Origin of the sequence: Streptomyces sp. NPDC089915 (assembly GCF_040684675.1) — a bacterium.
Classification (GTDB): Bacteria; Actinomycetota; Actinomycetes; order Streptomycetales; family Streptomycetaceae; genus Streptomyces.
Window position 1 is genome coordinate 1 of sequence record NZ_JBFBGN010000126.1, and the last position, 19,839, is coordinate 19,839.

Below are 19,839 nucleotides of genomic sequence, written 5' to 3' on the forward strand. Positions count from 1 at the left end.
CCGAGGACTACCTGCGGCCGGTCTTCTCCAAGGAGGCCATCGCCAACGGCTCCAACTACGGGCTCAACGCGGAGGTGCCCGGGCACGAGCTGCGCACCCGCTGGCCGGCCGGCCCCGGCGCCCTGGCGCTGGCCGAGCGGGACCTGGAGCGCGGGCTGCTCACCGCCCGGGGGATGGACCGGGTGCTGCGGGTGGCCTGGACGGTCGCCGACCTGCGCGGCCGCGACCGCCCCGACGCGCTGGACGCGGCCGTGGCGCTGGAGCTGCGCACCGGGATCGCCCGCGGGGCGGCCTCGGCGATCGGGGCCGGGCCGTGACCGCCGACTCGGGTCAGGACCCCGGGCTCCGGGCCAGGGCCGCGCTGACCCGGGTCCTGGAGCCCGGGGACGAGCACGGCGGCCGCTGGCTGCGGGAGCTCGGGCCCGTCGCCCTGCTGGGGCTGCTGGCCGGGGCCGCCGACGGTGCCGAGGCCGGACCGCTGACCGGGGTGGGCCCCGAGCGGCTCGCCGGATACCGCAGGCGGGCCGCGCTCGCGGACCCCGGGCGGGACCTGGAGCATGCCGCCGCGGAGGGGGTCCGGTTCGTCTGCCCGGGTTCGGCGGAGTGGCCGACCCAGCTGGACGACCTCGGGGACGCCCGGCCCGTGGGGCTCTGGGTGCGGGGCCGGCCGAACCTGCGGACCTGGGCCCTGCGCTCCGTCGCCGTGGTCGGGGCCCGCGCCTGCACCCCGTACGGGGCCCACATGGCGCAGACCCTGGCCGCCGGGCTCGCCGAGCGCGGCTGGGTGGTGGTCTCCGGGGCGGCGTACGGGATCGACGGCGCGGCCCACCGCGGGGCCCTCGCCTCCGGCGGGGCCACGGCCGCGGTGCTCGCCTGCGGCGTGGACACGGTCTACCCGCGCGGCCACGCCGGACTGCTCGGCCGGATCACCCGCCAGGGGCTGGTGCTGGGCGAACTGCCGCCGGGCAGCCATCCCACGCCCAGCAGGTTCGTCCTGCGCAACCGGGTCATCGCCGCCCTCACCCGGGGCACCGTCGTCGTGGAGGCCGCCGTGCGCAGCGGCTCCCTCGTCACCGCCCGCCGGGCCCAGCGGCTGGGCCGGCTCACCATGGGCGTCCCCGGCCCCGCCACCAGCGGCCTCTCCGCCGGGGTGCACGAACTGCTGCGGGGCGAGGCCTTCCTGGTCACCGACGCCGCCGAGGTGGTCGAACTCGTCGGCGAGATGGGCGAGCTGGCCCCCGTCCGGCGCGGCCCCGTCCTCGCCCGCGACCTGCTGGATCCCGCGGCCGCGCGGGTGCTCGAAGCCCTTCCCGGGGCGCGGCCCGCCGAGGTGGACGAGATCTCCCTGGCCGCAGGCGCCGGCACCGATGAAGTCATCGGCAGACTGTACGAACTTCACTCTCTGGGGTTCGTCGAACGGCAGGGCGACGCCTGGCGGTTGACCCGGCGCGGGGCGGAGGGGGAGGCCTAATCCGGAGCCGTCCGGCGAGGCGGTCGTTGACCTGGGGCGTTCCGGTGAAAGAGTGAAGGCGATGAGAGACGCGGTCTTCCCCGAGGCGGCCGCCCGGGCCGTGCGCGAGGCGCCGGTCCCGGGCCGCCCCCGCGGGTCCGGACGCCCCTGCGCCCCTGCGGCATCCCGTACTCTTCGCGCACCGCGACACTTCCGTCACGCTACGCTCCCAAGGAATCCCGCTCCGGCAAAGGCGAAGCATGCCCCAGCACACCTCAGGGTCCGACCGCGCTTCGGTGCCACCCGCTGCCCGTGGCGGCGTGCGGTCCACCGAGCCCTCGTCCCTGGAGCTGCTCTGGCGCTCATACAAGGACTCGGGTGACGAGCGGCTGCGGGAGCAGCTGATCCTGCACTACTCGCCGCTGGTCAAATACGTGGCGGGGCGGGTCAGCGTCGGGCTCCCGCCCAATGTGGAACAGGCCGACTTCGTCTCCTCCGGGGTCTTCGGACTGATCGACGCGATCGAGAAGTTCGACATCGAGCGGTCCATCAAGTTCGAGACGTACGCGATCACCCGGATCCGCGGCGCCATGATCGACGAACTGCGGGCGCTGGACTGGATCCCGCGCTCCGTGCGCCAGAAGGCCCGCGCCGTGGAGCGCGCCTACGCCACGCTGGAGGCCCAGTTGCGGCGCACCCCGACGGAGGGCGAGGTCGCGGGGGAGATGGGTATCGGGGTGGAGGAACTCCACACCGTCTTCAGCCAGTTGTCACTGGCCAACGTGGTCGCCCTGGAGGAGCTGCTGCACGTCGGCGGCGAGGGCGGCGACCGCCTCTCCCTGATGGACACCCTGGAGGACACCGCCGCCGACGACCCGGTCGAGGTGGCCGAGGACCGGGAGCTGCGCCGGCTCCTCGCCCGGGCCATCAACACCCTCCCCGAGCGGGAGAAGACGGTCGTCACCCTCTACTACTACGAGGGCCTCACCCTCGCCGAGATCGGCAACGTCCTGGGCGTCACCGAGAGCCGGGTCAGCCAGATCCACACCAAGTCCGTGCTCCAGCTGCGCGCCAAGCTCGCCGACGTCGGCCGCTGAGCCGCACCCCGGCCGGGCGGGGGCCGGGCGGCCGGTGGAGCTTGCGCACCCTCCGTACAGTGGTGACGTGCCCAGGATTCGAGCGGCCTCCGTGGCCGAGCACCGGTCGATGCAGCGCGGCGCCCTGTTGGACGCGGCGCGCTCCCTGCTGTCGGAGGGCGGGACCGAGGCCCTGACCTTCCCCGCCCTCGCGGAGCGGACGGGCCTCGCCCGGTCCTCCGTGTACGAGTACTTCAAGTCCCGCGCGGCCGTCGTCGAGGAGCTGTGCGCGGTGGACTTCCCCGTCTGGGCCGCCGAGATCGAGGCGGCCATGGAGGCCGCGCCGACGCCGGGCGAGAAGGTCGAGGCGTACGTGCGCAGCCAGCTGGAGCTGGTGGGCGACCGCCGGCACCGGGCGGTGGTGGCGATCTCCGCCGGCGAGCTGGACGCGGGCGCGCGGGAGAAGATCCGCGCGGCGCACGGCGGCCTGGTCGCGATGATCGGCGAGGCGCTGGAGGCCCTCGGCCGGCCCGAGCCCCGGCTGGCCGCGATGCTGCTCCAGGGGATCGTCGACGCCGCCGCCCGCCGGATCGAGCTCGGCGCGGCCGAGGACCCCGCAGTGATCACCGAGACCGCCGTCGCGATGGCCCTGCGCGGCCTCTCCGGCTAACCGGGCGGGTCCGGGTCCGGTTCCCGGTCCGGGTCCGGCGCGGACGGCAGCAGCCGGGGCGTGGCCCGGGGGAGCAGCCCCAGCGGGTTGCGGTAGGAGTCCTCGCCCGCCAGCAGCCCCCAGTGCAGGCAGGACGCCGGGCAGTGGGAGCCCTCCGTGAGCACCGCCACCACCTGGCCCGCCGCGACCGCCTCCCCCTCCGCGACCAGCGGCCGCACCGGCTCGTACGTGGTCCGCAGCCCGCCCGGCAGGGTGAGCGACAGCACGCCCCGCCCCGCCACCGGCCCCGCGAAGTGCACCCGTCCCGGCCCCACCGCCCGGACCTCCGCCCCCGCCGGGGCCGACAGGTCCACCCCGCGGTGCCCGGCCGCGTACGGGGTCGGGGGCGGGTCCCACCAGCGGGCCACCGAGAGCGGCGCCGGTAGGGGCCGGATGGCCCGGAAGGCCTGGAAGGCCCCCTCCGAGGGGGCGCTGACGGGGGCCGGGGCCAGCGCCCCGGACAGGGCGAACAGCAGGGTGAGCAGCAGTGTCGTCGTCATGCGCCCAGGCTCCCGCGCCCGGGCCCCGGCCCGCCCGCGCCTGTGGACGGGCGAAAGGGTGTGGACAAGGGCGTCACCCGGCATACCGCCGGGTCCCGTACACTTCTTGTGGCGATCCGGGTCACCGGGTCGACTTCGCACGCCCCAGCGCCGACCGGTTCCGGTCGGGTGACAGCGTCTCTCGGTCCCTTCCAGGGGCAGGGCGCGGCGGGGCGTCAGGAACCAAAACCGAGAAACCAAGGAGATGGCCATGGCCGTCGTAACGATGCGGGAGCTGCTGGAGAGCGGCGTCCACTTCGGTCACCAGACCCGTCGCTGGAACCCGAAGATGAAGCGCTTCATCTTCACCGAGCGCAACGGCATCTACATCATCGACCTGCTCCAGTCGCTGTCGTACATCGACCGCGCCTACGAGTTCGTGAAGGAGACCGTCGCCCACGGCGGTTCCATCATGTTCGTCGGTACGAAGAAGCAGGCGCAGGAGGCCATCGCCGAGCAGGCGACCCGCGTCGGCATGCCGTACGTCAACCAGCGCTGGCTGGGTGGCATGCTCACCAACTTCTCCACCGTCTACAAGCGCCTCCAGCGTCTGAAGGAGCTTGAGGCGATCGACTTCGAGGACGTCGCCGCCTCGGGTCTCACCAAGAAGGAGCTCCTGGTCCTCTCCCGCGAGAAGACCAAGCTGGAGAAGACCCTCGGTGGTATCCGCGAGATGTCGAAGGTTCCCAGCGCCGTCTGGATCGTCGACACCAAGAAGGAGCACATCGCGGTCGGTGAGGCGCGCAAGCTGCACATCCCCGTGGTCGCGATCCTCGACACCAACTGTGACCCCGACGAGGTCGACTACAAGATCCCGGGCAACGACGACGCGATCCGCTCCGTCACCCTGCTCACCCGCGTGATCGCCGACGCCGTCGCCGAGGGCCTCATCGCCCGCTCCGGCGCCGCGACCGGCGACTCGAAGCCGGGCGAGAAGGCCGCCGCCGAGCCGCTCGCCGAGTGGGAGCGCGACCTGCTCGAGGGTGAGAAGAAGGCCGACGACGCCGAGGCCCCCGCGGCCGACGCCGTCGTCGAGGCCCCGGCCGCCGAGGCTGTCGAGGCCCCGGCCGCCGACGCCGAGCAGGCCTGACCCACTGAGAGCGCCCGGCGTTCACCCGCCGGGCACTCGCAGCACGGACGATGACGGCGGGGGAGCCGCGCCACGAGCGCGGCGCCTCCGCCGTTCACCCGTAGATCTACGACTTCGAGAGAGAATCACAGACTCATGGCGAACTACACCGCCGCTGACGTCAAGAAGCTCCGCGAGCTCACCGGCGCCGGCATGCTGGACTGCAAGAACGCGCTCGTCGAGGCCGACGGTGACGTCACCAAGGCCAACGAGATCCTGCGCGTCAAGGGCCTGAAGGGTGTCGCCAAGCGCGAGGGCCGTTCCGCCGAGAACGGTGCCGTCACCTCCCTGATCTCCGGCGACGCCACCTCCGGTGTGCTCGTCGAGCTCAAGTGCGAGACCGACTTCGTGGCCAAGAGCCCGAAGTTCCTGGCCGTCGCCGACCAGCTCGCCGCCCACGTGGCCGCCACCAAGCCCGCCGACATCGAGGCGCTGCTGGCGTCCGAGATCGAGGCCGGCAAGACCGTCCAGGCGTTCGTGGACGAGGCCAACGCCAACCTCGGCGAGAAGATCGTCCTGGACCGCTTCGCGGCGTACGAGGGTGCCTTCGTGGCCTCCTACATGCACCGCACCATGCCCGACCTGCCCCCGCAGATCGGTGTCCTGGTCGAGCTGGACAAGGCCGACGCCGACCTGGCCAAGGGCATCGCCCAGCACATCGCCGCCTTCGCGCCGAAGTACCTCACCGCCGAGGACGTCCCGGCCGAGATCGTCGAGTCCGAGCGCCGCGTCGCCGAGGAGACCACCCGCGCCGAGGGCAAGCCCGAGGCCGCGATCGCCAAGATCGTCGAGGGTCGCGTCAACGGCTTCTTCAAGGACGCCACGCTGCTCGGCCAGCCGTACGCGCTGGACAACAAGAAGTCCGTCCAGAAGGTTCTGGACGAGGCCGGTGTCACCCTGAAGCGCTTCGCCCGCATCAAGGTCGGCATCTGAGTCCGTCCGTACGCGACGGACACCGGACCCCGATAGGGTCTGAGGCAGTCGTCCGCGCTTGCGCCGGACGACCGCAGATCTGACGAGGAGGCCATTGCCGCAGAGGGAACCGCGAGGACCCACCGGCAATGGCCTTCTTCGTATGTGCACGAGGAGATCTCCATGAATCAGGGCGTGGACACCCACACCGCATCCCACGACAAGAGCGACCACGAGCAGAAGGGTCGCCGCTTCATGCTGAAGCTGTCCGGCGAAGCCTTCTCCGGCGGCGGCGGGCTGGGTGTCGACCCTGACGTCGTGCACGCCATCGCCCGCGAGATCGCGGCCGTGGTCCGAGACGGCGCCGAGATCGCGGTCGTCATCGGCGGCGGCAACTTCTTCCGCGGCGCGGAGCTGCAGCAGCGCGGCATGGACCGGGCCCGGTCCGACTACATGGGCATGCTCGGCACCGTCATGAACTGCCTCGCCCTCCAGGACTTCCTGGAGAAGGAGGGCATCGACAGCCGCGTCCAGACCGCCATCACCATGGGCCAGGTCGCGGAGCCGTACATCCCGCTGCGCGCCGTGCGCCACCTGGAGAAGGGCCGCGTCGTCATCTTCGGCGCCGGCATGGGCATGCCCTACTTCTCCACCGACACCACGGCCGCCCAGCGCGCCCTGGAGATCGACGCCGAGGCCCTCCTCATGGGCAAGAACGGCGTCGACGGGGTCTACGACTCCGACCCGAAGACCAACCCGGACGCGGTGAAGTTCGACGCGCTGGAGTACAACGAGGTGCTGTCCCGGGACCTCAAGGTCGCCGACGCCACGGCCATCACGCTGTGCCGCGACAACCGGCTCCCGATCCTGGTCTTCGAACTGCTCGCCGAAGGCAATATCGCCCGCGCCGTCAAGGGTGAGAAGATCGGCACGCTCGTGAGCGACCAGGGCACCCGGGCCTGAGCCCGTCGTACCGGGCCCCCGGGGGCCCGGTCCGGGCGGCCCGCACCGCCCCGCCCCGCCTGAACCATCCATTCAAGACATGCAGGAGCACGTGGTGATCGAAGAAATCCTCCTCGAGGCCGAGGAGAAGATGGAGAAGGCCGTCGTCGTCGCCAAGGAGGACTTCGCCGCGATTCGCACGGGCCGTGCGCACCCGGCGATGTTCAACAAGATCGTGGCGGACTACTACGGTGCCATCACGCCCATCAACCAGCTCGCCTCCTTCGCGGTGCCCGAGCCGCGCATGGCGATCGTCACGCCGTTCGACGCCTCCGCGCTGCGCAACATCGAGCAGGCGATCCGCGACTCCGACCTCGGCGTCAACCCGAGCAACGACGGCCGCATCATCCGGGTGACCTTCCCGGAGCTGACGCAGGACCGCCGCAAGGAGTTCATCAAGGTCGCCAAGACCAAGGCCGAGGACTCCAAGGTCTCCATCCGCTCCGTGCGCCGCAAGGCCAAGGACGCCCTCGACAAGCTGGTCAAGGACAAGGAGGCCGGCGAGGACGAGGTGCGCCGCGCCGAGAAGGAGCTCGACGACACCACCGCGAAGTACGTCGCGCAGGTGGACGAGCTGCTCAAGCACAAGGAAGCCGAGCTCCTCGAGGTCTGATGAACGACTCTCCCTGGGCCGCTGAGCCGGTACCGGCGGGTCCCGCATACGATGCGCTGGTGGGCCCTCAGACTGCGCCCATGCCCATCGTGCCCGATGCCGCCGGCCGTGCGTTCGACGACCGGGAAGCACGCGATCGGGGGGCCGCCTTCGCGGGCGGCCCCCCGCTCCGTACCGAGATGCCGTTGCAGGAGCCCATGCCCAGCCCCCCGCCCCCGCCTTCGCAGGCACCGCAGGACGCCTCGCCCCCGCCGCAGAAGAAGCGCGCCGGGCGGGATCTGCGTGCCGCCATAGGGGTCGGCGTCGGCCTCGGCGCGGTGATCTTCGCTTCGCTGTTCATCGTCAAGGCCGTCTTCGTCGGCGTGATCGTCGTCGCGGTCGTCGTCGGCCTGTGGGAGCTCACCTCCCGGCTCCAGGAGAAGAAGGGCATCAAGGCCCCGCTGGTCCCGCTCGCGGTCGGCGGCGCGGCGATGGTCATCGCCGGCTACGTCCGGGGGGCCGAGGGCGCCTGGGTCGCCATGGTGCTGACCGCGCTGGCGGTCCTCGTCTGGCGGATGACGGAACCGCCCGAGGACTACCTCAAGGACGTCACCGCGGGCGTCTTCGCGGCGTTCTACGTGCCCTTCCTGGCCACCTTCGTCGCGATGCTCCTCACGGCCGAGGACGGCCCGCAGCGGGTGGTGACCTTCCTCCTGCTGACCGTCGTCAGCGACACCGGGGCCTACGCCGTCGGCTGGCGCTTCGGCAAGACCAAGCTCGCGCCGCGCATCAGCCCCGGAAAGACCCGCGAGGGGCTCTTCGGCGCGGTGGCCTTCGCCATGGCGGCGGGCGCCCTGTGCATGGAGTTCCTGATCGACGGGGGCTCCTGGTGGCAGGGCCTGCTGCTGGGCCTGGCCGTCGCCGTCAGCGCGACCCTGGGCGACCTCGGCGAGTCGATGATCAAGCGTGACCTCGGCATCAAGGACATGGGCACGCTGCTCCCGGGCCACGGAGGCATCATGGACCGCCTGGACTCGCTGCTCCCGACCGCTCCGGTGGTCTGGCTGCTGCTGGCGGCGTTCGTCGGCACCGGCTGACGGGTTCGGGCCGGGTTATCCTGGAGGGCGCGCCGTGTTCGCACGGCGCGCCCTTTCCGTCACGCGGCCGAGCCGCCGCGGACCGGCCCTGCACGCGCGGGGTGACCCCCACCCCGTCGTACCGAGGAGTACCGCATGGCCCCCCGTCCCGTCCCGGGCGAGCTCACCTTCGTCGCCCCGCGTGGAGCCAAGAAGCCTCCGCGGCACCTCGCCGACCTGACCCCGGCCGAGCGCCGCGAGGCGGTGGCCGCGATCGGCGAGAAGCCGTTCCGGGCCAAGCAGCTCTCCCAGCACTACTTCGCCCGCTACGCCCACGACCCGGCCGAGTGGACGGACATCCCGGCCGGCTCGCGCGAGAAGCTCCAGCAGGAGCTGCTGCCCGAGCTGATGAACGTCGTGCGGCACATCAGCTGCGACAACGACACCACCCGCAAGACCCTGTGGAAGCTGCACGACGGCACGCTCGTCGAGTCCGTGCTGATGCGCTACCCCGACCGGGTGACCATGTGCATCTCCTCGCAGGCCGGCTGCGGCATGAACTGCCCGTTCTGCGCCACAGGCCAGGCCGGCCTCGACCGCAACCTTTCCACCGCCGAGATCGTGCACCAGATCGTCGACGGCATGCGCGCCCTGCGCGACGGCGAGGTCCCCGGTGGCCCGGCCCGCCTGTCTAACATCGTCTTCATGGGCATGGGCGAGCCGCTCGCGAACTACAACCGCGTCGTCGGCGCCATCCGCCGCCTCACCGACCCGGAGCCGGACGGCCTGGGCCTGTCGCAGCGCGGCATCACCGTCTCCACCGTCGGCCTGGTCCCGGCCATGCTGCGGTTCGCCGACGAGGGCTTCAAGTGCCGCCTCGCCGTCTCCCTGCACGCCCCGGACGACGAGCTGCGCGACACCCTCGTCCCCGTGAACACCCGCTGGAAGGTCCGCGAGGTCCTCGACGCGGCCTGGGAGTACGCCGAGAAGTCCGGCCGCCGGATCTCCATCGAGTACGCCCTGATCCGCGACATCAACGACCAGGCCTGGCGCGGCGACCTGCTCGGACGCCTGCTCAAGGGCAAGCGGGTGCACGTCAACCTGATCCCGCTGAACCCGACGCCGGGCTCGAAGTGGACCGCCTCGCGACCCGAGGACGAGAAGGCCTTCGTCGAGGCCATCGCCCGCCACGGCGTGCCCGTGACCGTACGGGACACCCGCGGCCAGGAGATCGACGGTGCGTGCGGACAGCTCGCCGCGAGCGAGCGGTAGGCTGGCCCGCGTACATCTGCATATTCCGACAGGGGAGCGCCACAGCGCTGAGAGTGCGGCACACGTTTTTGGATCGAGCACCGTGGCCGCAGACCCTCTGAACCTCGCCCAGGTCATTCTGGGTAGGAAGTTCGGTCACCACCTCAAGCTGTTGCGCCCTGCCCGGGCGCCCCGCTCCACCAGAGCGCCCGGGCGGGGCCGCGTCTTCTCCTGGTCATCCCAGGAGGAATGAACCGTGAGCACCACCAAGAAGATCGCGGGCGCGGCGCTGGCCGCCGCCCTCGGCGTCAGCACGCTGACCGCGTGCGGCGGCGGCACCAAGAAGGACGACGGGGCCGCCGAGAGCGGTGCCCCGAAGTCCAAGACCGTCACCCTCGTCTCCCACGACTCCTTCAACGTGACCGACTCGGTCCTCAAGGAGTTCGAGCAGCAGAGCGGCTATACCGTCAAGGTCCTCAAGTCCGGGGACGCCGGCGCCGCCCTGAACCAGGAGATCCTCACCAAGGGCTCCCCGCGCGGCGACGTCTTCTTCGGTGTCGACAACACGCTCCTCTCGCGCGCCCTCGACAACGGGATCTTCACCCCGTACGAGGCCAAGGGCCTGGCGGAGGTCAAGCCCGAGTACGTGCTCGACAAGCAGCACCGGGTCACCCCCGTCGACTCCGGCGACATCTGCGTCAACTACGACAAGGCCTACTTCGCCGACAAGAAGATCGCCCCGCCGCAGACGCTGGACGACCTGCTCAAGCCCGAGTACAAGAACCTGCTGGTCACCGAGAACGCCGCGACCTCCTCGCCCGGCCTCGGCTTCCTCCTCGCCTCCGTCGGCAAGTACGGCGAGGACGGCTGGAAGGACTACTGGACCAAGCTGAAGGCCAACGGCGTCGAGGTCGTCGACGGCTGGGAGCAGGCCTACAACGAGCGCTTCTCCGGCTCCGCCGGCGGCAAGAAGGCCAAGGGCGACCGTCCGCTGGTCGTCTCCTACGCCTCCAGCCCGCCGGTCGAGGTCCTCTACGGCGAGCCCCAGCCGGCCGAGGCCCCCACGGGCGTGGCCACCGGCACCTGCTTCCGCCAGGTCGAGTTCGCGGGCCTGCTGAAGGGCGCGAAGAACGAGGAGGGCGGCAAGGCCCTCATCGACTTCCTGATCGGCAAGAAGTTCCAGGAGGACATGCCGCTCCAGATGTTCGTGAACCCGGTGGTCAAGGACGCGAAGCTGCCGGAGGTCTTCACCAAGCACGGCGTGGTGGTCGAGAAGCCGGAGAACGTGGCCCCCGAGACCATCGCGAAGAACCGTGACCAGTGGGTCAAGGCATGGTCCTCGATCGTCGTGAAGTAGTCCGCGACGGCTCCCCGAAGGAGAGCGGGCGGGCCACCGCCGTCAGGCTGGCCCTGATGGCCGTGCCGCTCGCCTTCTTCGGGCTGTTCTTCGCCTACCCCGTCGCCGCCATCGTCGGCCGCGGGTTCAGGACGGACGAGGGCTGGCGGTTCGGGCGGATCGGCGAGGTCCTCGCCCAGCCGGACATCGCCGGCGTGCTGTGGTTCACCACCTGGCAGGCGCTCGCCTCGACCGTGCTCACCCTGCTCGTCGCGCTGCCCGGCGCGTACGTGTTCGCACGGTTCTCCTTCCCCGGCAAGCAGCTGCTGCGCGCCCTGGTCACCGTCCCCTTCGTGCTGCCGACCGTGGTCGTCGGCACGGCCTTCCTGGCCCTGGTCGGGCGGAACGGGCTGCTGGACGAGGTGTGGGGCGTCCGGCTGGACACCACCGTGTGGGCGATCCTGCTCGCCCACGTCTTCTTCAACTACGCCGTCGTCGTCCGCACGGTCGGCGGGCTGTGGGCCCAGCTGGACCCGCGCCAGGAGGAGGCCGCCCGGGTGCTGGGCGCCGGGCGGTTCGCGGCCTGGCGGCGGGTGACCCTGCCCGCGCTCGCCCCGGCGGTGGCGGCGGCCGCGCTGATGGTGTTCCTGTTCACCTTCAGCTCCTTCGGCGTCGTGCAGATCCTCGGCGGCCCCTCGTACGCCACGCTGGAGGTCGAGGTCTACCGGCAGACGGCGCAGCTGCTGGACCTGCCGACGGCCGCGGTGCTGACGCTGGTGCAGTTCGCCGCCGTCGGGCTGATCCTCGCCGTGCACGCCCGGACCGTGCGCCGGCGGGAGACCGCGCTGCGGCTCGTCGACCCCGCGCGCACCGCGCACCCGCCGCGCGGCTGGGCGCAGCGCGGGCTGCTGGCCGGGGTGCTGCTGACGGTGGCGCTGCTGATCGTGGCGCCCCTGGCCGTGCTGGTGGAGCGGTCCCTGGACGCGCCGGGCGGGTACGGGTTCGGGTTCTACCGGGCGCTCCAGGAGGCCGGGGCCGGTGGCGGAACGTTTCTGGTGCCGCCGCTGGAGGCCATCTGGAACTCCCTGCAGTACGCGCTCGCCGCCACCGCCATCGCCCTGGCCGTCGGCGGGCTCGCGGCGGCGGCGCTGGCCCGGCGGGCGGGCCGCTTCGTCCGGGGCTTCGACGCGCTGCTGATGCTCCCGCTCGGGGTGTCCGCCGTGACGGTGGGCTTCGGGTTCCTGATCACCCTCGACGTGCCCCCGCTGGACCTGCGCACCTCCTGGATCCTGGTGCCGCTGGCGCAGGCGCTGGTCGGGGTGCCGTTCGTCGTGCGGACCATGCTGCCGGTGCTGCGGGCGGTCGACGGGCGGCTGCGGGAGGCCGCGGCGGTGCTCGGGGCCTCCCCGCTGCGGGTCTGGCGGGAGGTGGACCTGCCGCTGGTGCGGCGGGCGGTGCTGATCGCGGCGGGCTTCGCCTTCGCGGTCTCGCTGGGCGAGTTCGGCGCGACGGTGTTCATCGCCCGGCCGGACCACCCGACGCTGCCGGTGGCGGTGGCCCGGCTGCTGGGGCGGGCCGGGGAGATGAACTACGGGCAGGCGATGGCCCTGAGCACGATTCTGATGCTGGTGTGCGCGGTGTCCCTGCTGGTGCTGGAACGGCTGCGACCCGACAAGACCTCGGGAGAGTTCTGATGACCCTGCTCCGGCTCGAAGGGGTGACGGTCCGCTTCGGCGACCGGGCGGTCGTGGACGCGGTGGACCTGGAGGTCGCCGAGCACGAGACCGTCTGCGTGCTGGGGCCCAGCGGCAGCGGCAAGTCCACCCTGCTGCGGGTGGTGGCCGGGCTCCAGCCGCCCACCGCCGGACGGGTGCTGCTGGGCGGCGCCGACCAGGCCGGGGTGCCCGTGCACCGGCGGGGGGTGGGCCTGATGTTCCAGGACCACCAGCTGTTCCCGCACCGCGACGTCGGCGGGAACGTGGCCTTCGGCCTGCGCGTCCGGGGCTCCGCGAAGGCGGAGTACGCGGAGCGGGTCGCCCGGCTCCTGGACCTGGTCGGGCTCCCCGGGGCCCAGGGCCGGGCCGTGGCCTCGCTGTCGGGCGGTGAGCAGCAGCGGGTCGCCCTGGCCCGGGCGCTGGCGCCCTCGCCGAGGCTGCTGATGCTGGACGAGCCGCTCGGCCAGCTGGACCGGGGGCTGCGCGAGCGGCTGGTGGTCGAGCTCCAGGGGCTGTTCTCGCGGCTGGGCACCACCGTGCTGGCGGTCACCCACGACCAGGGCGAGGCCTTCGCGCTGGCCGACCGGGTGGTGGTGATGCGGGACGGGCGGATCGCGCAGGCGGGGACCCCGCTGGAGGTGTGGCAGCGGCCGGCGTCGGAGTTCGTGGCGCGGTTCCTCGGCTTCGAGAACGTGGTCCCGGCCACCGTCTCCGGGGGCGCGGCCGCGACCCCGTGGGGGAGGCTCCCCGTGCCGGCGGGCTCCCCGGAAGGCGAGCGGCGGCTGCTGGTCCGCCCCGCCGGGGTGGTGCTGGGCACGGCGGGGCTGGACTGCGTGGTGGAGTCCCGTACGTTCCGGGGCACCCACGTGACGCTGCTGCTGCGGCCCGAGGCGGGGCCCGTCCTGGAGGCGGAGTGCGCCCTGGCCGCCGCGCCGGCCCCGGGGGACCGGGTCGCGGTGGCCTTCACGCCCTCCGAGGTGGTCGTCCTTCCCGCGGCCTAGGGCCGGCCTAGGCCGCCCGGATGCCGTCGACGGCGATCGGCAGGTGGCGCGGTCCGCGCAGGACGGCGTTCTGCCGGTAGGGCGGCGGGTCCTCCAGCAGCCGGGGGTTCTCCAGCCTGCGGGCCAGCTCGCTCAGGGCCAGCGCGGCCTCCAGCCGGGCCAGGGGCGCTCCGAAGCAGCTGTGGATCCCGCTGCCGAGGCCCAGGTGCTGGACGTCCGGGCGGTCGGGGTCGAAGCGGTCCGGGTTCTCGAACCGCTTCGCGTCGCGGTTGCCGGAGGCCAGGATCAGCCAGAGGGAGGAGCCCTTGGGGATGGTCACCCCCGCCACCTCGATGTCGGCCAGGGTGCTGCGCTGCGGCAGCAGCTGCACCGGGGGCTCGTAGCGCAGCAGCTCCTCGACCATCGGCACCGCGATGTTCGGATCGGAGCGCAGCCGGTCCAGGTGCTCCGGGTGGCGCAGCAGGGTGAGCATGCCGTTCGTGATCAGGTTGACGGTGGTCTCGTGCCCGGCGATCAGCAGCAGGGCCGCCGTGCTGAGGACCTCCATGGTGCTCATGGTGCCGTCCGGTCCCTGACCCGTCGCCAGCTCCGAGAGCATGTCCCCGGTCGGGTTCTTGCGCCGCTCCTCGATCAGCCCGGCCAGGTACATGCCGAGTTCCATGCGGGAGTCCTGCGTCTTCTTCATGCGTTCGGCGGGGTCGGCGTCCGGGTCGGGGTCGAGGCTCGCGGCGAGGGTGTCGGCCCACACGTGGAAGCGGGCCTCGTCCTCGGGCGGCACGCCCAGCAGCCGGCAGATGACCGTCACCGGGAAGGGGTAGGAGAACTCCTCGACCAGGTCGACCCGGGCCGGGTCGCCCTTCTCCACGATCGTGTCGATCAGCCCGGTCACGATGCCGCCGAGTTCACCGCGCATCTCCTCGACCCGGCGCGGGGAGTGCGGGGGACCGAAGGGGCGGTTCGTCATCCGGCGCAGCCGGTCGTGGTCGGGCGGGTCCAGCTTCAGGAAGGAGGGGGGCAGGACCTGCCCCTCGTCCTCGTCGCCCTCGTTCAGCGGGTCGCCGGCCACCGCCGTCAGGTTGCGGGAGTCGGAGCTGATGCGCGGGTCGTGGAGCAGGCCCTTGATCTCGTGGTAGGTGCTGATGACGTACGGGCCCTCGCCGTCGTGGAACACCGGGGTCGCGCGGAGCTCCTCGTACAGCGGGTACGGGTTGGCACGGCTGGAGTAGTCGAGGATCTGCCGCAGGATGCCTTGGGTCATGAGGGGTCCTCGTGCTCAGTTGTGCGCCGGAGTGAAGGTCATCCGCCGGTCGGCCGGCGAGTAGCCGCTCAGGGTGATGGTCGGGCCGTGCGTCGGTACCGAGGGGTCGGGGAAGTCGGCGGGGATCGGACGTTCGCCCTCGGGCCTGCGGTCCACCGTCGGGAAGGGCGGCGGGAACGGCGCGGTCTGCTCGATCTGCTGCTCGTAGAAGTCCAGCCAGCGGCACTGGTCGAAGGTGACGGCCCCGATGACGCGGCCCTGGTAGCCGTACACGCCGACGAAGCGGCGTTCGGCCCGCGAGCCCTGGGTGAACATGATCTCGCTGCCCATCGAGGGGACCCCGACCGACTTGATGTTCACGCCGAACTGGGAGGACCAGAACGCGGGGACCCACAGGTGCGGCCGGCGTTCGGAGCTCCTGCTGAGCATGTTGTGCGCGGCGGTCTCCGCCTGGGCCACGGCGTTGCCCCAGTGCTCCAGGGACAGGAACTGGTAGCCGAAGAGGGCGTGCGGGGAGCGGGCGACGTCGCCGGCCACGTAGATGTCGTCGGTGACGATGCCCCAGATGTCGAAGGCCCGGCAGCCCGCGTCGCAGGCGATGCCGCGCGGGCCCGCGCCGAGCCCGGAGCCGGCGAGCCACTCGGTGTTGCGCTGGGCGCCGAGGGAGACGACGACCACCTCCGCCTCCAGCGTGGTGCCGTCGGAGAGGTGTGCGGCGCGGACCCGGCCGGAGGAGTCGCCCTCCAGGCCCGTCACCATGATCCCGGTGCGCAGGTCCACCCCGTTCTCACGGTGCATCTCGGCCGCGACCGCTCCGATCACCCCGCCGAGCGCGCCCACCAGGGGGCCGTCGCCGCGTTCGGCCACGGTGACGGACAGGCCGCGCTCCCGGCAGGCGGAGGCGATCTCGGAGCCCGTGAACCCGGCCCCGATGACGAGCACCCTGCCGGGCCGCGCCGCGAGCGCGCGTTCCAGCGCGGCGGCGTCGCCCCGGGTGCGCAGCACGAAGACCCCGTCCAGGCCCGCCTCGTCCGGGTTCGGCCAGGGCCGGGCCCGTACCCCGGTGGCGATCAGCAGGCGGTCGTACTCGACCTCGTCCCCGTCGGCCAGCCGGACCCGGCGGGCCGCCATGTCCAGACCGGCGGCGGGCACCCCGAGCCGCCACTTCGCGTCGATGTCGCGGCGCCTGGGCAGGGCCGTCCCGTCGGCGGTGGCCATGCCCAGCAGGACCTGCTTGGACAGGGGAGGGCGGTCGTACGGTTCGTAGGGTTCGTCGCCGATCATCGTCAGCTCGCCGGCGAAGCCCTTCTCGCGCATGGTCTCGGCGGCCCGCAGGCCGGCCAGGGAAGCGCCCACGACGGCGATGCGGCCCTCGCGCTTGAGCCGCTCCAGGCCTTCGTCACCGTTCACCGTCGGCCTCCTGGGTCTGGAGGGAGCCGTTCATCGCGTCCAGGAGGATGGCCCGGACGGGGCAGGCGTGGGCGGCGCGCACGACGTTGTCGCGCTGGTCCTCCGGGGCCTGCGGGTTGTACAGCAGCGATTCGTCGCCGTGCATGGCGAAGACGTCGGGTGCGAGGAACGCGCACTGCGCGTACCCCTGACAGCGGTTCAGGTCGACGACGAGCCTCATGAGGCATCAGCCTTTCCGTGCCCTGATGACCCCCACTACCCCTGTGGCCCCCGCCACCCCTCCAGCATGCGCGCGCCGGCCCCTCGCCGCCTGCCCGGGCCTACGGAGCGGTGAAGCCGCAGGTCAGGGCGTACGGCGCAGGCTGGCGCGGAGGATGTGGAGGCTGACGACCAGGACCCAGAACGGAAAGACGATCTCCACCCAGGGGACCCCCGACCCCAGCACCAGCAGGACCAGCCCGGTCGCGAAGCCGAGTGCGGCGAGCGGACGGGGGAAGACGCGGAGCCGGCGGCCGATGGCCGAGGTGGAGAAGACGAACACGGCCGCCATGCGCATCGCGTACGAGGAGAGCACGGTGTAGGCGAAGGGCCGGCCGAACCCGGAGGGCGGCACGGCCTCGCTCAGCACGGTCCCGGCGGCCGCGGCGGCCACGAAGAGGGTGGCGACGAAGATGAAGCCGCTGCCCAGGAACACCGTGGCGAAGAAACGGTCCTCCACCTCGCCGGAGTGCTGCCGCAGCGCCCCCATGAACCACAGGAAGAAGATCCCGGCGAAGGGGACGATCTCCAGCGCCAGCCGCACGGCCCAGCGCTTGTCCGCGTCGACGGCGGCTTCGGCCGGGCTCCCGGACGGGATGGCGGTCCGCATGAGCACGATCGCGGCCGCGAGCAGCACGGCGAAGACGACACCGGCCGTCCCGGCGGCGCCGGGGGTGCGCAGCCGTGTGGTGGTGGGGGAGTCCATGCCCTCAGCAGGCCCCGGCCGCCGCGCCGCCGCCACCCCGGGGACCCGTCGGGGTGAACCCCGGCCGGTCCCCGGGCCGCCCGGGCGTTCAGCCCACCGGCTCCCGGACCGGCTCCTCGGCGGGGGCCTCGGCCCCGTCGTGGTTGCCGTACCAGGCGACCGCGACGGCGCCGGTCACCGCCAGCACGAAGCCCAGGACCGCCAGCCAGGCCAGCCCGGGGCGGGAGGCGTCGCCGAGCCACAGGACGCCGATCGCGCCCGGGAGCACCGTCTCGCCGACGACCAGCGCGGCGGTGGCACCGTTCACCGAGCCGATCTGCAGGGCCACCGTGTGCAGGTACATCCCGCCGACGCCGGCCACCAGGATCGCGTACAGCGCGGGGTCGGTGAGCAGCGTCCCCAGGTCGAAGGGGTCGATCCCGTCGAGGATGCGCACGCCCACGCCGAGCGCGCCGAAGGCCAGGCCCGAGAGCAGGCCCGCCAGGATCGCGGCCCGGGCGCCGAGGAACCGCACGGCCACGGTGCCGCCGACGATGATCAGCAGGGTCACCGCCAGCAGCCACCAGTGCGTGGACATCGGGGCGTGGTGGCCGCCCTCGTGGCCGGCGGCGGTGGCGAGGAGCACCAGCGCCGCGCAGACGACGCCGATGGAGGTCCATTCCCTGCGGGTCAGGCGGATGCCCAGCATCTTCACGCTCAGCACGGCCGTGATCACCAGGTTGGCGCTGATCACGGTCTGGGAGAGGAAGAGCGGCAGCAGGCGGGCCGCCAGCGCGCCCAGTCCGAAGCCGACGAAGTCCAGGATCGTGCCGACGATGAACTCCCAGGTCATCGCGGCCTTGGCGGTGGAGGTCAGGTTCGGGCCGCCGTGGGCGGTCACCCCGGCGGCGGCCGGCGACATCCGGGCGGCGCGGCGCGATCCGACGGCTTGCAGGACGGAGCCCGTCCCGTAGCAGATGGACGCCGCGACAGCGGTCAGCAGGCCTATGAGCACAGAGGGCTCCGTTCAACGTCTGGCAGGTAAGGCGGTACCTCTGCCAGACGTCGGAACGGGCCGCGGAGTTGCTTCCACAAGAGGGTTCGTTGACCTTTTCTTTGCCAGACGGCTCCCCGCCGCGGCCCGGCCGCCGGCCGCCGCCGCCCCGCCGCCCGCTCAGGCCAGCGCGGTCAGGGCGTCCGGGACCTCGTCCACCGAGTCCACCAGCGCGATCCGGGACTCCATGGCCCGCCCGCGGGCCAGCGCGCGCAGCAGCGGCCAGGCGGGGAGCTCCTCGGTCCAGTGGCGACGGCCGACCAGCACCATCGGCGTCGGCCCGGTACCGGACGCGTAGTAGTTCGGCGTCGCGTTGTCGAAGACCTCCTGCACCGTCCCGGCCGCGCCCGGCAGGAACACCACGCCCGCGTTCGACCGGGCCAGCAGCCCGTCCTCGCGGGTGGCGTTGGCGAAGTACTTGGCGATCTGCCCGGCGAAGGCGTTCGGCGGCTCGTGCCCGTAGAACCAGGTCGGGATGCCCACCGAGGCGCCGTCCGAGGGCCAGCGCTCCCGTACGGCGAAGGCCGCGCGCGCCCAGTCGGAGACCGACGGAGCGAAGGAGGGCACCTTCGCCAGCAGCTCCAGCGCCTCGCCGAGGGCCTCGTCGGGGGCGGGGGCCAGGTAGGCGCCCAGGTTGGCGGCCTCCATCGCCCCGGGTCCGCCGCCGGTGGCCACCGTCAGCCCGGTACGGGTCAGGGCCCGGCCGAGTTCGGCCGCGCCGCAGTAGTCGGCGGTGCCCCGGGCCATGGCGTGGCCGCCCATCACGCCGACCACGCGGGCGCCCTCCAGGGCCTCGTCGAGGGCGTCGGAGACGGCGTCGTCGTGGATGGAGCGCAGCATCGAGGAGAAGACGTCCCCGTCGCCCTTCGTCTCCTGGAACCAGGCGTACGCCTGGGCGTCGGGCGTGGCCTCGTACCCCTCGGACAGCCCCGAGAACAGCTCGTCCGCCGTGTAGAGCAGCCCCCGGTACGGGTTGAAGGGCAGGTCCGGCACCGGCGGGAAGACCAGCGCGCCGTCCGCGCGGACCTTCACCGAGGCGTCGGGTTCCATGGCGCAGCCCAGGAACACGGCGGCGGAGGTGTCCGCGGACAGCAGCGCGAAGGTCCGTTCCAGCAGGTTGACCGACTGGACGCGGTAGCCGCTCAGGGAGCCCCGGGCGACGACCCGGTCGAACTCGGCGAGCGTCTCGATCTCGATGTCTGCGTTGGCCATTCGGCCCACCCTAAGGGCTGGTCAGCTCAGCGGGTCAGGGCCAGCGACGTCAGCTGCGCCACACCCCAGACGAGCGGTACGCAGCCGGCGAGCAGCGCGGCGGCCCGCAGGCCGGCGGCCGTACGCAGCACGGTGCCCGGGGTGCCCAGGTCCAGCGTGGCCTCGATCTCGCCG

The 19,839-nt window shown here is 72.6% G+C and carries 19 protein-coding genes, 1 pseudogene and 1 riboswitch; of the genes and pseudogenes, 13 read left to right on the plus strand and 7 right to left on the minus strand.

Features of this window, described 5'->3' with window-relative positions; all coding sequences use genetic code 11:
* The 4 genes and pseudogenes from AB0O29_RS27955 to AB0O29_RS27970 form a co-directional block, all read left to right on the plus strand.
* Positions 1-317 (plus strand): annotated as a pseudogene (locus AB0O29_RS27955) (hypothetical protein); the annotation flags it as partial.
* The gene (dprA, locus tag AB0O29_RS27960) at positions 314-1,471 is read left to right on the plus strand and encodes a DNA-processing protein DprA (protein WP_365156606.1); all 1,158 of its coding nucleotides are present in this window, start codon (positions 314-316) and stop codon (positions 1,469-1,471) included. The pseudogene AB0O29_RS27955 and the gene dprA, both read left to right, overlap by 4 nt.
* 239 nt (positions 1,472-1,710) lie before the next feature.
* Positions 1,711-2,547 (plus strand): RNA polymerase sigma factor WhiG, encoded by an 837-nt coding sequence (gene whiG / locus AB0O29_RS27965; protein WP_079429998.1) that lies wholly within the window; start codon positions 1,711-1,713, stop codon positions 2,545-2,547.
* Positions 2,548-2,638: 91 nt separating this feature from the next.
* On the plus strand, positions 2,639-3,196 hold the full coding sequence (locus AB0O29_RS27970; protein ID WP_365156650.1) for a TetR/AcrR family transcriptional regulator: 558 nt from the start codon (positions 2,639-2,641) through the stop codon (positions 3,194-3,196).
* On the opposite strand, the gene AB0O29_RS27975 is transcribed toward AB0O29_RS27970, so the two are convergent.
* Positions 3,193-3,735: a M23 family metallopeptidase gene (locus tag AB0O29_RS27975; protein ID WP_365156610.1), complete on the minus strand. Its 543-nt coding sequence runs from the start codon at positions 3,733-3,735 to the stop codon at positions 3,193-3,195. The two genes, AB0O29_RS27970 and AB0O29_RS27975, sit on opposite strands and share 4 nt — an antisense overlap.
* A gap of 250 nt (positions 3,736-3,985) precedes the next feature.
* On the opposite strand from AB0O29_RS27975, the gene rpsB reads away from it, so the two are divergent.
* The 9 genes from rpsB (at position 3,986) to AB0O29_RS28020 (ending at position 13,788) form a co-directional block, all read left to right on the plus strand.
* Complete coding sequence (gene rpsB, locus AB0O29_RS27980; protein WP_365156613.1) at positions 3,986-4,864, plus strand: 30S ribosomal protein S2; 879 nt, start codon at positions 3,986-3,988, stop codon at positions 4,862-4,864.
* A 135-nt stretch (positions 4,865-4,999) separates the two neighbouring features.
* Complete coding sequence (tsf, locus tag AB0O29_RS27985) at positions 5,000-5,836, plus strand: translation elongation factor Ts (RefSeq protein WP_365156616.1); 837 nt, start codon at positions 5,000-5,002, stop codon at positions 5,834-5,836.
* 162 nt (positions 5,837-5,998) lie between these two features.
* Positions 5,999-6,778 carry a UMP kinase gene (gene pyrH, locus AB0O29_RS27990; protein ID WP_365156619.1) on the plus strand — a complete coding sequence of 260 codons (780 nt, stop codon included), beginning with the start codon at positions 5,999-6,001 and terminating at the stop codon, positions 6,776-6,778.
* 94 nt (positions 6,779-6,872) lie between these two features.
* On the plus strand, positions 6,873-7,430 hold the full coding sequence (gene frr / locus AB0O29_RS27995; protein ID WP_365156621.1) for a ribosome recycling factor: 558 nt from the start codon (positions 6,873-6,875) through the stop codon (positions 7,428-7,430).
* Positions 7,430-8,506: a phosphatidate cytidylyltransferase gene (locus tag AB0O29_RS28000; protein WP_365156624.1), complete on the plus strand. Its 1,077-nt coding sequence runs from the start codon at positions 7,430-7,432 to the stop codon at positions 8,504-8,506. The genes frr and AB0O29_RS28000 overlap by 1 nt, the downstream gene beginning before the upstream one ends.
* Before the next feature lie 135 nt (positions 8,507-8,641).
* Entirely contained in the window at positions 8,642-9,757 is a 1,116-nt protein-coding gene (rlmN, locus tag AB0O29_RS28005) for a 23S rRNA (adenine(2503)-C(2))-methyltransferase RlmN (protein WP_344170556.1), read from the plus strand.
* 20 nt (positions 9,758-9,777) lie between these two features.
* A riboswitch (TPP riboswitch) is annotated at positions 9,778-9,904 on the plus strand.
* 88 nt (positions 9,905-9,992) lie between these two features.
* Positions 9,993-11,093, plus strand: a complete 1,101-nt coding sequence (locus tag AB0O29_RS28010; RefSeq protein WP_365156627.1) for a thiamine ABC transporter substrate-binding protein — start codon at positions 9,993-9,995, stop codon at positions 11,091-11,093.
* A gap of 56 nt (positions 11,094-11,149) precedes the next feature.
* Positions 11,150-12,766 (plus strand): iron ABC transporter permease, encoded by a 1,617-nt coding sequence (locus AB0O29_RS28015; RefSeq protein WP_365156653.1) that lies wholly within the window; start codon positions 11,150-11,152, stop codon positions 12,764-12,766.
* Positions 12,766-13,788 (plus strand): ABC transporter ATP-binding protein, encoded by a 1,023-nt coding sequence (locus AB0O29_RS28020; protein WP_365156630.1) that lies wholly within the window; start codon positions 12,766-12,768, stop codon positions 13,786-13,788. Before AB0O29_RS28015 ends, AB0O29_RS28020 begins: the two co-directional genes overlap by 1 nt.
* Before the next feature lie 7 nt (positions 13,789-13,795).
* On the opposite strand, the gene AB0O29_RS28025 is transcribed toward AB0O29_RS28020, so the two are convergent.
* From AB0O29_RS28025 to AB0O29_RS28050, 6 genes are all read right to left on the minus strand, one after another.
* Entirely contained in the window at positions 13,796-15,046 is a 1,251-nt protein-coding gene (locus AB0O29_RS28025) for a cytochrome P450 (RefSeq protein WP_365156632.1), read from the minus strand.
* 15 nt (positions 15,047-15,061) lie between these two features.
* A complete protein-coding gene (locus AB0O29_RS28030; protein ID WP_365156635.1) occupies positions 15,062-16,456 on the minus strand; it encodes an FAD-dependent oxidoreductase in 1,395 nt (464 codons plus the stop codon).
* Positions 16,446-16,676 carry a ferredoxin gene (locus AB0O29_RS28035; RefSeq protein WP_365156638.1) on the minus strand — a complete coding sequence of 77 codons (231 nt, stop codon included), beginning with the start codon at positions 16,674-16,676 and terminating at the stop codon, positions 16,446-16,448. The genes AB0O29_RS28030 and AB0O29_RS28035 overlap by 11 nt, the downstream gene beginning before the upstream one ends.
* A gap of 123 nt (positions 16,677-16,799) precedes the next feature.
* Complete coding sequence (locus AB0O29_RS28040; RefSeq protein WP_365156641.1) at positions 16,800-17,420, minus strand: hypothetical protein; 621 nt, start codon at positions 17,418-17,420, stop codon at positions 16,800-16,802.
* Between the two features lie 88 nt (positions 17,421-17,508).
* On the minus strand, positions 17,509-18,414 hold the full coding sequence (locus AB0O29_RS28045) for a hypothetical protein (protein ID WP_365156644.1): 906 nt from the start codon (positions 18,412-18,414) through the stop codon (positions 17,509-17,511).
* Between the two features lie 159 nt (positions 18,415-18,573).
* Positions 18,574-19,665 carry a Rossmann fold nucleotide-binding protein gene (locus AB0O29_RS28050; RefSeq protein WP_365156647.1) on the minus strand — a complete coding sequence of 364 codons (1,092 nt, stop codon included), beginning with the start codon at positions 19,663-19,665 and terminating at the stop codon, positions 18,574-18,576.
* Between the last annotated feature and the right edge of the window lie 174 nt (positions 19,666-19,839).

What these genes read in the sequence shown, in the direction of transcription:
- whiG (WP_079429998.1), top strand. Translation starts at nt 1,711, where the DNA reads ATGCCCCAGCACACCTCAGGGTCCGACCGCGCTTCGGTGCCACCCGCT.
- AB0O29_RS27975 (WP_365156610.1), bottom strand. Translation starts at nt 3,735, where the DNA reads ATGACGACGACACTGCTGCTCACCCTGCTGTTCGCCCTGTCCGGGGCG.
- rpsB (WP_365156613.1), top strand. Translation starts at nt 3,986, where the DNA reads ATGGCCGTCGTAACGATGCGGGAGCTGCTGGAGAGCGGCGTCCACTTC.
- tsf (WP_365156616.1), top strand. Translation starts at nt 5,000, where the DNA reads ATGGCGAACTACACCGCCGCTGACGTCAAGAAGCTCCGCGAGCTCACC.
- pyrH (WP_365156619.1), top strand. Translation starts at nt 5,999, where the DNA reads ATGAATCAGGGCGTGGACACCCACACCGCATCCCACGACAAGAGCGAC.
- AB0O29_RS28000 (WP_365156624.1), top strand. Translation starts at nt 7,430, where the DNA reads ATGAACGACTCTCCCTGGGCCGCTGAGCCGGTACCGGCGGGTCCCGCA.
- rlmN (WP_344170556.1), top strand. Translation starts at nt 8,642, where the DNA reads ATGGCCCCCCGTCCCGTCCCGGGCGAGCTCACCTTCGTCGCCCCGCGT.
- AB0O29_RS28015 (WP_365156653.1), top strand. Translation starts at nt 11,150, where the DNA reads ATGGCCGTGCCGCTCGCCTTCTTCGGGCTGTTCTTCGCCTACCCCGTC.
- AB0O29_RS28020 (WP_365156630.1), top strand. Translation starts at nt 12,766, where the DNA reads ATGACCCTGCTCCGGCTCGAAGGGGTGACGGTCCGCTTCGGCGACCGG.
- AB0O29_RS28025 (WP_365156632.1), bottom strand. Translation starts at nt 15,046, where the DNA reads ATGACCCAAGGCATCCTGCGGCAGATCCTCGACTACTCCAGCCGTGCC.
- AB0O29_RS28035 (WP_365156638.1), bottom strand. Translation starts at nt 16,676, where the DNA reads ATGAGGCTCGTCGTCGACCTGAACCGCTGTCAGGGGTACGCGCAGTGC.
- AB0O29_RS28040 (WP_365156641.1), bottom strand. Translation starts at nt 17,420, where the DNA reads ATGGACTCCCCCACCACCACACGGCTGCGCACCCCCGGCGCCGCCGGG.
- AB0O29_RS28050 (WP_365156647.1), bottom strand. Translation starts at nt 19,665, where the DNA reads ATGGCCAACGCAGACATCGAGATCGAGACGCTCGCCGAGTTCGACCGG.